We start from the raw sequence: 13,421 nt of genomic DNA, 5'->3' as shown, positions 1-13,421 counted from the left end.
AAATGACTGACCCTTTGATCCAGCCAATGAAATCACAACCAGATCGTTTTGCCCTGCCGTTCATTCGTCGCAGCTTGATCGGCGCGGCCGTGCTGGCCATGTGCGCCGGCAATGCGCTGGCCGTCAACCCGTTCGTCGTCAAGGATATCCGGGTCGAAGGCATCCAGCGGACGGAAGCAGGCACCGTGTTCAGCTATCTGCCGGTGCGCGTGGGCGAGACCTTCGACGATGCCAAGGCATCGAGCGCGATCAAGGCACTGTACGCGACCGGCTTCTTCAAGGACATCCGCCTCGAGGAAGAAAACGGCGTGCTGGTGGTGCTGGTCGAGGAGCGGCCCGCCATTTCGTCGGTCGACTTCACCGGCACCAAGGAATTCGAGAAGGACATGCTGGTCAAGGCGCTGTCCGAGATCGGCGTGGCCCAGACCCGCATCTTCGACAAGGCCTCGGTCGACCGCGCCGAACAGGAACTGAAGCGCCAGTACCTGTCGCATGGCCTGTACGGCGTCAAGATCACCACCACCGTGACCCCGATCGAGCGCAACCGCGTGACGATCATGTTCAACGTCGACGAGGGCGAGGTCGCCAAGATCAAGGGCATCAATATCGTCGGCAACAAGGCCTTCAGCGACAAGCAGCTGCGCCAGCTGCTCGAACTGCGCCCGTCGGGCTGGTTCACCTGGTACTCGAAGGCCGACCAGTATTCGAAGCAGAAGCTGACCGGCGACCTGGAGACCATCAAGTCCTGGTACCTGAACCACGGCTACCTCGAGGCCAATGTCGAATCGACGCAGGTCTCGATCACGCCCGATAAGCGCGACATCTACCTGACCCTCAACGTCACCGAGGGCGAGCAGTACACCGTTTCGAGCGTCAAGCTCGAAGGCGAGATGTTCGGCCGCGAAGAGGAGCTCAAGGACCTGATCGTGCTCCAGCCGGGCAAGACCTATGTGGGCGACCTGCAGGAAGCGACCAACAAGCTGATCTCGGACCGCCTGGGCACCTTCGGCTACGCCTTCGCCAACGTGACGGCCAATCCGGAACTCGACCGCGAGAAACGCGAAGTGGCGTTCACCTTCTTCGTCGATCCGGGCAAGCGCGCCTATGTGCGCCACATGAACATCTCGGGCAATACGGTCACGCGCGACGAGGTGATCCGCCGCGAATTCCGCCAGTTCGAAAGCTCGTGGTACGACGCGAACCGCGTGAAGCTCTCGCGCGACCGCGTCGACCGCCTGGGTTACTTCAAGGACGTGAAGGTCGAGACGCCGGAGTCGCCAGGCACCTCGGACCAGGTCGACGTGAACATCGCGGTCGAAGAAAAACCGACCGGTAACTTCATGATCGGCGGCGCGTTCTCGCAGTCCGAGAAGTTCACCTTCACCGCGTCGATCTCGCAGGCTAACTTCGCCGGCAGCGGCAACACGGTCGGCATCGAACTGAACACCAGCAAGTACAACCGCACGATCGCGTTCTCGCAGACCAATCCGTACTTCACGGACGACGGCATCTCGCGCGCGTTCTCGCTGTACCTGCGCACCTCGCGTCCGCCGGCACTGAACATCGGCTCGTACACCGTGCGCCAGATGGGCGGCAACCTGACCTTCGGCGTGCCGTTCTCCGAATCCGACACCGTCTACTTCGGCGCCGGCCTGGAACGCACCGAGCTGGAAACCGACCAGACCTCGCCGACCATTTACCAGACCTTCGTGCGCCAGAACGGCGGCCCGGAGAGCGGCATCGGCAAGGCGACCACGAATGCGATCCCGCTGACCGCGGCCTGGGGGCGCGACACCCGCGACAGCGCCGTGACCCCGACCCGCGGCCGCTACCAGCGCGCCAACTTCGAGATCGATGCGCTGGGCGACGCCAAGTACTATCGCGCCGTGTACGAGCACCAGTGGTGGAAACCGCTGACCCGCTGGATGACCTTGGCCCTGCGCGGCGAGCTCGATTACGGCAAGGGCATCGGCGGCAGCGCCTACCCGGTGTTCAAGAACTTCTACGCGGGCGGCATCGGTTCGGTGCGCGGCTACGAGAGCTCGTCGCTGGGCGTGGTCGATCCGCGCTACTACGATGCGATCGGCGGCTCGAAACGCATCATCGCCAACGCCGAGCTGCAGTTCCCGTTCCCGGGCAGCGGCACCGACCGCAGCCTGCGCTGGTTCACCTTCGTCGATGGCGGCCAGGTGTTCCAGGAAGACGCGAAGATCCGCCTCAACGAGTTCCGCTACTCGGCCGGTATCGGCCTGTCCTGGATTTCTCCGGTGGGCCCGCTCAAGTTGAGTTATGCTAAGCCGCTGAATTCGCTGCCGGGCGACCGCCTGGAGCGCTTCCAGTTCCAGATGGGCACAGGCTTCTAAGCCGCCCACGGCGACCTGAAGAACGATTGCGAGAGACTTATGCTGAAAAACCTGATTGACTCGCTACCTGTCGGTGTCAAGCCGGCGCTCGGCGCCTCGATGGTGCTCGCCGCCGTGTGCGCCGCGCCACTGGCCCAGGCGCAGGCGACCGTCAGTCGCATCGGTTTCGTCTATACCGAGCGCCTGATGACCGATTCCAAGATGGCCAAGTCGGCCGATGCCAAGCTGGCCGCCGAGTTCTCGAAGCGCCAGAAGGCGGTCGAGGAGATGGTCGGCAAGTACAAGGAAGCCTCGGAGAAGTTCGATGCCGAGGCGCCCGGCCTGACGGAGCTGGAGCGCCCGCGCCGCGCGCGCGAGCTGTACAACATGCAGAAGGACGTCGAGCGCATGCAGCGCGAGTTCCAGGAAGACCTGCAGCAGCGCAAGAACGAAGAGCGCGCCGCGATCGCGCAAAAGGCCTACAAGCTGGTCGAGCAGGTCGCCGAACAGGAGAAACTCGACGCCGTGCTGGTCGAGGCGGCGTGGGTGAGCCCGCGCGTCGACATCACCGACAAGATCCTGAAGCTGCTCGACAAGTAAGGCAGTACCGATTTTTGACTCACACTGGAAAGACCGAGATGGGCATTCGACTGGGCGATTTGGTCGAGCGCTTCGGCGGACAGCTGGTGGGCAACCCGGACCTCGAGGTCCAGGCCATTGCCCCCCTGGACACGGCCGGCGCTTCGCACATCAGCTTCCTCAGCAACAGCAAGCTGCGCGCACTGGCCGCGCAGAGCCAGGCCGCGGCACTCATCCTGTCGCCGCTGGACGACCCGACGGTGGCCGCGACCTATGAAGGCGCGCGCATCGTCACCACCAACCCCTACGCCTACTTCGCCCGCGCGGCGCAGTATTTCGTGTCGCTGAGCGAGCGCGCGCCGGCGGCCGGCGTGCATCCCAGCGCGGTGGTGCACCCTGGCGCCACGGTCGATCCGACCGCCCACGTCGGGCCGCACGCGACGATCGAGGACGGCGCCGTGATCGGCGCCCACGTGGTGATCGATGCCGGCTGCTTCGTCGGCCGCGAGGCCGTGATCGGCGAGCACACCCACCTGTTCGCGAACGTGACCTTCCATGCGCGCTGCCGCATCGGCAAGCGCGGCATCCTGCATTCGGGCGCCGTGATCGGCACCGACGGCTTCGGCTTCGCGGTGGAGGCGGGCGTGTACATCAAGATCCCGCAGACCGGCCGCGTGCTGATCGGCGACGACGTCGACATCGGTGCCAACACCACGATCGACCGCGGCGCGCTGGACGATACCGTGATCGAAGATGGCGTGAAACTCGACAACCAGATCCAGATCGGCCACAACTGCCGCATCGGCGCGCATACCGCGATGGCCGGCTGCGTCGGCGTGGCCGGCAGCGCCAAGATCGGCAGCCGCTGCACCTTCGGCGGCGCGGCCATGGTGCTGGGCCACCTCGAGATCGCCGACAACGTCCATATCTCCTCGGGCAGCATGGTGTCGCGCTCGGTGCTCGAACCGGGCCAGTACACCGGCTTCTACCCGCTGGCCAAGAACGCCGAGTGGGAGCGCAGCGCCGCGATCGTGCGCAACCTCGATTCGATGCGCGCCAAGATCCGCACGCTCGAGAAAACCATCAGAAACCTGACAGAACAAAAATGACTACTCCGGAAAACAAGACCCTCGACATCACCCAGATCAAGGAATACCTGCCGCACCGCTATCCGCTGCTGCTGGTCGACCGCGTGCTGGACGTCGAACTGGGCAAGCGCATCGTCGCCATCAAGAACGTCACCGCCAACGAAGAATTCTTCAACGGCCACTTCCCGCACAAGCCGGTGATGCCGGGCGTGCTGATGATCGAGGCGATGGCGCAGACCGCGGCCATCCTGTCGTTCATGACCATGAATGTCAAGCCGGACGAGAACTCGGTGGTGTACTTCGTCGGCATCGACAATGCGCGCTTCAAGCGTCCGGTGGAGCCGGGCGACCAGCTGCGCATGGAAGTCGAGATCCTGCGCGTGGCGCGCGGCATCTGGAAGTACAAGGCGGTGGCGACCGTCGACGGCAAGGTGGCGGTCGAAGGTGAGCTGATGTGCACCATCCGCGGCGCCGCCGAAGCCACCATGAAGGGGCCGGAAGGCGCGGCGCAGTAACGCAGTAAGTAAGGAGCAGCAAGATGAGCAAGATTCATTCGACCGCGATCGTCGATCCGAAGGCGGAGCTGGACAGCTCGGTCGAGGTCGGCCCGTATTCGATCATCGGGCCGAATGTGCGCATCGACGCCGGCACCGTGGTGGGCCCGCACGTGGTCATCGAGGGCCACACGACGATCGGCAGGGACAACAGGTTTTTCCAGTTCTGTTCGATCGGCGGCGCGCCGCAGGACAAGAAGTGGAATGGCGAGCCGACCCGCCTCGAGGTCGGCGACCGCAACACGGTGCGCGAGTTCGTCACCTTCAACCTGGGCACGGTCCAGGACGAGGGCGTGACGCGCGTCGGCAGCGACAACTGGATCTCGGCCTACGTCCACGTGGCGCACGACTGCCAGGTGGGCAACAACACGATCTTCTCGAACAATGCGCAGCTCGCGGGCCATGTGCAGGTGGGCGACTGGGCGATCCTGTCGGGCTATGCCGGCGTGCACCAGTTCTGCAAGATCGGGGCGCATGCCTTCATCGGCATGTACACGAGCCTGACCCAGGACGTGCCGCCGTATGTGCTGGTGTCCGGTAATCCGGCCGGTGCGCGCGGCGTGAATCTCGAGGGCCTGAAGCGGCGCGGGTTTACGCGCGAGCAGCTCGATGGCATCCGCAGCGCCTATAAACTGCTGTACCGCTCGAACCTGACGCTGGAGGAGGCCAAGGCCGCCCTCCAGGCGGAAGAAGAGCGCCTGCCTTCGGCTGCCGGCGATATCCGCCTGCTGCGCGAGTTCCTCGGCACTGCCACCCGTGGCATCGTCCGCTGATATTTCACTGGCCCTGGTAGCCGGCGAGGCATCCGGCGACATGCTTGCCGCGCGCCTGCTGGCCGGGCTGCGGCCGCACTTGCCGGATGCGCGTTTCCACGGCATCGGCGGGCCGCGCATGATCGAGCAGGGTTTCGTGAGCGAGGTCCCGATGGACACGCTCACGGTGCGCGGCCTGTTCGAAGTCATTCCCCGCTACCCCGAACTGAAACGCATCCAGAACGGCTTGCGCGATCGGCTTTTGCTTGAAAGGCCGGCCGCCTTCATCGGCGCCGACTACCCTGGCTTTAACCTGGGCCTGGAAGAGCAGCTGCGTTCTGCCGGCATCCCGACCGTGCACTTCATCGGGCCGCAGATCTGGGCCTGGCGCGGTGGACGGATCAAGAAGATCCAGCGCGCCGTGTCGCACATGCTGGTGATCTTCCCGTTCGAGGAAGCGATCTATCGCGAGGCGGGCGTGCCGGTGACGTATATCGGGCATCCGCTGGCCGAGACCATTCCGCTGGTTCCCGACGTGGCGGCGGCGCGCCGTGCGCTGGGCCTGGCGGCCGATGCGCGCGTTGTGACGGTGATGCCGGGCAGCCGCATGGGCGAGCTGAAGTACCTGGCCGAGCCCTATGTCCGCGCGGTCAAGCTGCTCGCCGCGAAGGATTCCGGCCTGAAGTTCGTGGTGCCGATGGTCGGTGAGCGCCAGCGCGCCTACTTCGACGAGATCGTGGTCAAGGCTGGCTTGCAGGACGTCGAGCTGATGGTGACCGCTGCCGGCTCGCACACGGCGATCGCGGCCGCCGACGCGGTGCTGGTCGCTTCCGGCACCGCGACCCTGGAAGTGGCGCTGTTCAAGAAGCCGATGGTGATCGCCTATAAAGTGATGGCGGCGTCGTATGCGATCATGCGCCATATGGGCTACCAGCCCTGGATCGGCTTGCCGAACATCCTGGCGCGCGCATTCCTGGTGCCGGAACTGATCCAGCATGCGGCCACGCCCGAGGCGATGGCCGACGCCGTGTGGGCCCAACTGCAGGATGCGCCGGGCCGCGAGCGGCTGGCCGCGCGCTTTCTCGAGATGCACCACAGCCTGCTACGCGACAGTGCACGCATGAGTGCGGAGGCAGTATTGAACGTGATTGGCCGCGCGCCGCTGGCGCGCGAGCGTTGAAATGAGCAAGAAGAAAGTCAACCTGTATCCCGGCCTGCCCAAGCGGCTGCGGCCCTTCACCGATCTCGACATCGTATGCGGCGTCGACGAGGCCGGTCGCGGGCCGCTGGCCGGCCCGGTGTATGCGGCCGCCGTGATCCTCGATCCGCGCCGTCCGATCGAGGGCTTGCGCGACTCGAAAAAGCTGACCGAGGCGCGGCGCGACGAGCTGGCTCCCTTGATTCGCGAGCATGCGCTGGCCTGGGCCGTGGCCGAATGCTCGTGCGAAGAAATCGACAGCATCAACATCCTGCAGGCGACCATGCTGGCGATGCGGCGCGCGGTGGAGGCGTTGCACACGGTGCCGACCCTGGCCCTGATCGACGGCAACCGCTGCCCGCAGATGGACGTGCGCGCGCATGCGATCGTGGAGGGCGACGACAAGGTCAACGCCATCTCGGCCGCCTCGATCCTGGCCAAGACGGCGCGCGACGCCGCGCTGGTGCGCCTGCACGCCCTGTACCCGCAATACGGTTTCGACCAGCACAAGGGCTACGGCACGCCGCTGCACCTGGAGCGCCTGCGCGCGCACGGCCCGTCGCCGGCGCACCGCCGTTCGTTCGCGCCGGTGCGCAACCTGCTGCAGGTCGACCTGTTCGACATGACCATCGCCGCATGAAAACCATCACCTCGCGCGACAACGCGTTCTATAAAGACCTGAAAAGCCTCGCCACCAGCTCGCAGGCGCGGCGCAAGGCCGGGCAAAGCCTGCTCGACGGCGTGCACCTGTGCCAGAGCTGGCTCGACCTGCGCGGCGCGCCGCGCCACTGCGTGGTGTCCGAAGGAGCGCTCGGCAATGACGAGGTGCGGGCCATCGTCTTGCGCTGTGAAGACCGGCATGCGCCGGTGACGGCGCTGCCGGACGCGCTGTTCAACGCCGTCAGCCAGGTCGAGCATGGCGTGCACCTGCTGTTCGTGATCGATTCGCCGCAGCCCGCGAGCGCGCCGGGCCTGCACGGCCCCAGCGTGCTGCTGGACGGCGTGCAGGATCCGGGCAACGTCGGCTCGATCCTGCGCAGCGCCGCGGCGGCCGGCATCAAGCAGGTCTACTGCAGCCCCGGCACCGCCTTCTGCTGGTCGCCCAAGGTACTGCGCGCGGCGATGGGCGCGCACTTCGTGCTGGAGATTTTCGAGCAGGTGGAACTGGCGCCGCTGGTGCGCGCTGCGACCGTGCCGGTGCTGGCCACCAGCGGCTACGCGGCCGAGCGGCTGTATGCGATGGACTTGCGCCAGCCGGTGGCCTGGGTGCTGGGCCACGAAGGGCAGGGCGTCTCCGACGAATTGCTGTCCCTGGCCACGCACCGGGTCGCGGTGCCGCATGCGGGCCAGGTGGAGTCGCTCAACGTCGCGGCCTGCGCCGCGGTGTGCTTCTTCGAGGGGCTGCGCCAGCAGCAGATGTAGCTTGGCTATGGACGGCTTCCCGCGCTTCGCGTAGGCTGGCGGCTGGGAAACTGGAGCAACGATGGACATCGCGCATTTGCATTTTCTGGTGGCGGAAGCCGACACGGCCCAGCGCAGGGCGCTGGTGGACATGCTGGGCCAACTGGGCGCCAGCCGCATCACCGACGTCGCGGACGGGCATCTCGCGCTGCAGGCGCTGGAGGCTGGCCAGGCGCCGGCGGTCAACGTCGCCATCGTCGACCTCGGCCTGCCGGGCATGGATGGCCTGGCGCTGATCCGCAAGCTGGGCGAGATCCAGGCCTCTGTACGCGTGGTCGTCACCGGCGCCCAGCCGGCCGACCTGCTGTTCTCGGTGGAGACCCTGGCCCAGGCCTTCGGCGTGGACCTGTTGGGCGCGCTGGCCAAGCCGGTCACTGCCGCCAGGCTGAAACCGCTGCTGGACAACTACGCACCGCTGGCGCGCCCGCCGAAAAAGCCGGGCGGCCCGCGCTTCTCGTTCCAGCAGATCGGCATCGGCCTGCAGAAGCGCCAGTTCGAGCCCTTCTTCCAGCCGAAGATCGAGCTCGCGACCGGCCAGGTAAAAGGCCTGGAAGCCTTCGCCCGCTGGCGCCATCCCGAGCACGGCGTGCTGGGCCCTGCATCGTTCATGGAAGCGCTGGAAGAAAGCGGCCGCATCGACTTCCTCGACTGGAGCATGATCGAGCTGTCGGTGGAGCGCTGCCGCTGGTTCGAAGAGCAGGGCATCCCGGTCCCGATCTCGCTGAACATCGCCCCCGAAACGCTGGCCCACCCCGCCTTCGTACGCCAGATCGTCGCCTCGCTGGACCGCCATAAAGTCAAGCCAAGCGACATCACCTTCGAAATCCCCGAATCCTCGGTCCTGAACACGAACCCCGACTTCATCGAGCGCCTGATCCGCCTGCGCATGATGGGTTTCGGCCTCGCGATCGACGACTACGGCACCGGAAGATCGAACCTGCAGTTACTCGCGCGAATCCCCTTCACCGAGCTGAAAATCGACCGCAGCTTCGTCGACGGCGCCTCGAAGCGCCGTCCGTTGGGCACGGTCCTGCGCAGCTGCCTGAACCTGGCCCACAGCCTCGACCGCATGTCAGTGGCCGTCGGCGTCGAAACCCGCCAGGACTGGGACTTCCTCCAAAGCCTCGGCTGCACCTACGCCCAGGGCTACCACATCGCCAACCCCATGTCCGCCCCCGCCTACCCCACCTGGCTCGCCGACTGGCGCCAATTCTTCTAACCGCCCAATTAGGGTCAGAGTGAGATGCACCGGAATGGTGGACAGGCGGCGCGGCCCGTTCGCGCGCCGCCGCCGGCGTGGCGCGGCCGCGCAGGCGGGCCGGATCGATCCACTTGAGCAGGGTGCAGAACAGCAGGTCGGGATCGATCGGTTTCGTTACGTGGTCGTTCATGCCGGCCAGGCGGCTCAGCGCGCGGTCGCTGGCCATCGCGTGCGCCGTCATCGCCACGATCGGCAGGGGGCGCAGGCGGCTCTCCTGGCGGATCGCGCGCGCCGCGCCCAGGCCATCCAGCTCCGGCATCTGGATGTCCATCAGCACCAGGTCGTAGTCGCCTTCGCGCGCCATGCGCACCGCTTCCAGTCCATTGAAGGCGACGTCGACCTGCATGCGGGCGGCGGCCATGAAGTCGAGCGCCACCTCGCGGTTGTTGGCATTGTCCTCGGCCAGCAGGATGCGGGCGCCGTCCAGGCGCGGCAGGTCGGCCATGAAGGCCAGGCCGGGCAGTTCGTGGACCTCGCCGGCCGCGCCGGCCTGCGGATGCAGCACCTGCAGCATGCTGTGGTACAGCAGGGCCGGGCCGACCGGCTTGTGCAGGAAGGCGTCGACCGGCAAGTCTCCTTCTTCTTCCAGCACCGTGTCGCGGTTGACGGCCGAGACCATCAGGATCGCCGGCGGCAGCGCGCCCGCCACGTGGTCGGGAATACGGCGGATGGTCTCGACCCCGTCCAGGCCCGGCATCAGGTAGTCCATCAGTACGATCTGGTAGGGCCGGCCGGCGTCGTGAGCCTCGGCCAGCAGCGCCAGGCATGCGTCGCCCGAGGCCGCGGTGTCGGCCTGGACGCCCAGGCTCGCCAGCATCTCGGTCAGCGCGGCGCGCGCGCCCGGGCTGTCGTCGACCACCAGCGCGCGCACCCCGGCCAGCATCGACGCGCCGCCGGTGGCGGCCGGGCCCTCGCCGATCCCGAGCGGCACGGTGAAGGTGAAGCAGCTGCCTTCGCCCGGCGCGCTCTGGGCCGAGATGCGGCCGCCCATCAGCTCGACCAGCTGGCGCGAGATCGACAGTCCGAGCCCGGTGCCGCCATACTTGCGGGTGGTCGAGCTGTCGGCCTGGACGAAGGACTGGAACAGGCGCTCGACCTGCTCCTGGGTCATGCCGATGCCGGTGTCGCTGACCGAGAACGCGAGCGTGACCCGGCCCTCGCTGCTGGCCCTGGCCTCGACCGAGACCACGATCTCGCCGCGCTCGGTGAATTTGACGGCATTGCCGGTCAGGTTGATCAGCACCTGGCCCAGGCGCAGCGGATCGCCCACCAGGCGGGTCGGCACGCCGGGGCCGACCCGGAAGATCAGTTCGATGCCCTTGGCGTCGGTCTTGACCCCGATCAGGCTGGAGAGCTGCTCGAGCATCTCGTCGAGTTCGAACGGGACGGTCTCCACGGCCAGCTTGCCGGCCGTGATCTTGGCGTGGTCAAGGATGTCGTTGATGATGCCCAGCAGGTGTTCGCCGGCGCCCAGGATCTTCGAGACGTAGTTGCGCAGGCGCGGGCTGGGGTCGGCCATCAGGGCCAGCCGGCTCATGCCGATGATGGCGTTCATCGGGGTGCGGATCTCGTGGCTCATATTGGCCAGGAATTCCGACTTCATGCGCGCCTCGGCCTCGGCCTGCAGCATCGCGGTCTGCATCGCCTTGGTGCGCAGGCCCAGGATGCGCATGAAGAACAGCATGTCGAACATGACCCCGAACTGCAGCGAGTGCATGGTCCAGAAATTGACCGGCAGCGTGCCGGCGATCAGCATGGTCTGGATCACGGCGCCGGTGAAGCTGGTGGCCCAGCCGATCAGGAAATAGGTGCCGATGATGTCGCCGGCGCGCACCCGGCGGAAGGCGCCGGGGAGGCCGAACAGCATGGGCGCGCTGCCGACCGTGGCCACGATCGCCATCAGCACGCGGTGGTCGATCAGGTCGACCATCCACAGCAGGCCGCTGATGAAGCTGATCGCGGCGCCGGTCTTCATCAGGATGCTGAACTTGCGGTCGCGGCCCGGCCGCGCCAGCGCCTGCTCGACGAACAGGTAGGCGCCGACCGAGGCCACGCAGGACGCGAGGCCCATCACGTGGGTGGTCAGGTACAGGTTATCGTGCCAGAAGAACTGCTCGGCCACGCCGAACCAGACCGCCTGGTACATGGCCATGCCGCCGGCCAGCATCGCGTACTTGCCGAACAGCGGCTCGCGCAGGGTCACCCACTGACCCAGGCTGTAGATCAGCAGGCAGGAGAACAGGCCGAACATCAGGCCCTGCAGCATCTGTTCCTGCAGCGCGGCGCGGTGGAAGGCCGCCGGCTGCATGAAGCTCATCGGCATCACCTTGGGGCCGCGCGCCGCGACCCGCACCAGCAGCGTGTACTCGCGCCCGGGCTCGAGCGCCAGCGCCACCGCCGGCACCCGGCCATCGAGGCCGCCGTGCTGTTGCTGGCGGCGGCCGACGCTGGCCAGCTGGCGCGGCTGGTCGTCCTGGACCAGGTACACGTCGAGGTAGTCGAGCAGGGCGAAGTCGAACTGCACGATCCAGTCGCGCGGCGCGTCCGGGGCGACCCGGAACGGCACCTTGACCCAGATCGGCACCTGCTCCACGCCGAGGGTGGCGTAGGCCAGGTCGCTGGGGGCGAAGCGGGACGACGCGGCCAGGGCGCCGGCCGCGTCGAGCGTGCCGTCGCGGTCGCGCAGGATGGTGGCGCCGGGCCAGGCTTCGACCTGGGGCATGGCGCGTTCCAGCGCCAGTTGCTCCGCGCGTGCGCCCGGCGCGCACAAGGCCAGGGCGAAGAACAACAGCGGCAACAGTAGCCACTGAAGCGGCAGGCGGAACAGGATCTTCATGGCGTCACCCGGCGCCCGGCCAGGCGCGCCTCGAGGCGGTTCATCCAGCGCGGCGCCTTCGGGTCGTGGCGCCATTGTTCGGTGGCGTCGTTGACCTCGTTCAGCAGGGCTTCCGGCAGGCGCAGCGGGCGGGTCTGGTCCATCAGGAAGCGGGTCACCAGGCGGTAGCCGAACACGCGGGTCAGCATGCGGCTGATCGAGAAGCCGGGCACGAATATCCGCACCACGGCGTCGATGGCGCGCACCGCCGCCAGGCCGCCGGTGAACAGCAACCGCGAGAGCAGCGGCAGGCGCGCGTTCAAGCCCAGGTCGCGGGTCGCGTCGCGGCCGCACAGCAGGCGGGTGAGCAGGGTCGGGAAGGGTTTCAGCAGGCGCAGAGGAATCTCGTTTTCCATCGCCTGCATCAGGGCCGCGGCCAGGGCCGGACGCGGATCGGGCGCGCGCACCAGCTGCCGGCCGCGGGCCTGGATCTCGGCGAAAGCGCGTTCCGCCTCTTCCATGGTATCGGCCATCAGAGAACGTTCGATGCCGAGCACGTGGCCAAGCACATTCCAGGCGTGCAGGTAGTCTTCCTCGTCCTGGCGCGCCAGGCCCAGGCCCAGCTTGCGCAGCCCGCGCAGGAACACATAATTGAAGGTGAGCAGGGTGAAGGCCAGTTCTTCCTGGTTGCAGGGCATGCCGTTACGCGCCGTGTCCCAGCCGTGGGCGTACAGGGTGTGGTAGATGCCGCCGCCGGCCACCGCCAGCGGGCGCACCGGGCCGGCGCCGAGCGAGTCCTCGGGCGAGCCGCGCAGGATCAGGTGGCGGATGGTGGCGTGGATCAGGCGCACCTTGAGCGTCTGGGCCACGCCGCCGCCCGCCGGCGTGGTCAGGCCGCCTTCGAGCATCACCGGGAAGATCATCGCCGCCGTGGAGCGCACCCGGTAGTCGGTATGGGCCTCGAGCTGGCCGGCCGCATGCAGCACCGCCGACAGGTCGGGCAGCACATAGCATTCGGGCAGGCTGGCGCAGAACAGCAGGGTGCAGGACAGCATGCTCATGTCCATGAACAGCGCCTCGGCGCGCGCGATGCGCGCCGGATCGGCCCAGTCGGGCAGGGCCTGGCAACTGGCCAGGTAGTCGGTCAGTGCCCCGGCCGCGCGCGGGTCGAGGCTGGGGTCGGGCCGCCAGCCGGCCAGGCCGCCATTGGTTTCCCAGCGCGTCATCTCGCGGCTGACGGCGGCGATGCGGTCGGCGATCGCATGCGGGCCGTCGGCGCCGGCCAGCATGCGGGCGACCGTGGCGTCGGCTGGCGGGTCGGCGCGCAGTGAAGGAGACAGCAGGTGGGCGGCGTCGTGGTGCATGGGGTCT

The 13,421-nt window shown here is 67.3% G+C and carries 10 protein-coding genes and 1 pseudogene; 9 read left to right on the top strand and 2 right to left on the bottom strand.

The window, feature by feature from the left end:
• Positions 1-26: 26 nt before the first annotated feature.
• The 9 genes from bamA to Q9246_RS11795 all read left to right on the top strand — a co-directional run bounded on the left by bamA (position 27) and on the right by Q9246_RS11795 (position 9,193).
• Complete coding sequence (gene bamA, locus Q9246_RS11835; RefSeq protein ID WP_306397741.1) at positions 27-2,363, top strand: outer membrane protein assembly factor BamA; 2,337 nt, start codon at positions 27-29, stop codon at positions 2,361-2,363.
• Positions 2,364-2,402: 39 nt separating this feature from the next.
• Entirely contained in the window at positions 2,403-2,942 is a 540-nt protein-coding gene (locus Q9246_RS11830) for an OmpH/Skp family outer membrane protein (RefSeq protein ID WP_306397740.1), read from the top strand.
• A gap of 38 nt (positions 2,943-2,980) precedes the next feature.
• Positions 2,981-4,030 (top strand): UDP-3-O-(3-hydroxymyristoyl)glucosamine N-acyltransferase, encoded by a 1,050-nt coding sequence (gene lpxD, locus Q9246_RS11825; protein ID WP_306397739.1) that lies wholly within the window; start codon positions 2,981-2,983, stop codon positions 4,028-4,030.
• On the top strand, positions 4,027-4,524 hold the full coding sequence (fabZ, locus tag Q9246_RS11820; protein WP_306397738.1) for a 3-hydroxyacyl-ACP dehydratase FabZ: 498 nt from the start codon (positions 4,027-4,029) through the stop codon (positions 4,522-4,524). The genes lpxD and fabZ overlap by 4 nt, the downstream gene beginning before the upstream one ends.
• A 23-nt stretch (positions 4,525-4,547) precedes the next feature.
• On the top strand, positions 4,548-5,336 hold the full coding sequence (gene lpxA / locus Q9246_RS11815) for an acyl-ACP--UDP-N-acetylglucosamine O-acyltransferase (RefSeq protein WP_306397737.1): 789 nt from the start codon (positions 4,548-4,550) through the stop codon (positions 5,334-5,336).
• Complete coding sequence (gene lpxB / locus Q9246_RS11810) at positions 5,320-6,495, top strand: lipid-A-disaccharide synthase (RefSeq protein WP_306397736.1); 1,176 nt, start codon at positions 5,320-5,322, stop codon at positions 6,493-6,495. Before lpxA ends, lpxB begins: the two co-directional genes overlap by 17 nt.
• Before the next feature lies 1 nt (position 6,496).
• On the top strand, positions 6,497-7,153 hold the full coding sequence (gene rnhB / locus Q9246_RS11805; RefSeq protein ID WP_306397735.1) for a ribonuclease HII: 657 nt from the start codon (positions 6,497-6,499) through the stop codon (positions 7,151-7,153).
• Positions 7,150-7,935, top strand: coding sequence for a TrmH family RNA methyltransferase (locus Q9246_RS11800; protein WP_306397734.1), 786 nt, complete (start codon positions 7,150-7,152; stop codon positions 7,933-7,935). Before rnhB ends, Q9246_RS11800 begins: the two co-directional genes overlap by 4 nt.
• 61 nt (positions 7,936-7,996) lie before the next feature.
• Entirely contained in the window at positions 7,997-9,193 is a 1,197-nt protein-coding gene (locus Q9246_RS11795) for an EAL domain-containing response regulator (RefSeq protein ID WP_306397733.1), read from the top strand.
• A gap of 142 nt (positions 9,194-9,335) precedes the next feature.
• Here the strand turns inward: Q9246_RS11795 and Q9246_RS11790 are convergent.
• Positions 9,336-11,957 (bottom strand): annotated as a pseudogene (locus tag Q9246_RS11790) (hybrid sensor histidine kinase/response regulator); the annotation flags it as partial.
• Positions 11,958-12,067: 110 nt separating this feature from the next.
• Positions 12,068-13,414 carry an oxygenase MpaB family protein gene (locus Q9246_RS11785; RefSeq protein ID WP_306397732.1) on the bottom strand — a complete coding sequence of 449 codons (1,347 nt, stop codon included), beginning with the start codon at positions 13,412-13,414 and terminating at the stop codon, positions 12,068-12,070.
• Positions 13,415-13,421: the final 7 nt, after the last annotated feature.

Source organism: Telluria beijingensis (assembly GCF_030770395.1).
GTDB classification, from domain to species: domain Bacteria; phylum Pseudomonadota; class Gammaproteobacteria; order Burkholderiales; family Burkholderiaceae_D; genus Telluria; species Telluria beijingensis.
Note: the sequence above shows the minus strand (reverse complement) of the source record. Positions and strands in the feature narration are given on the sequence as shown.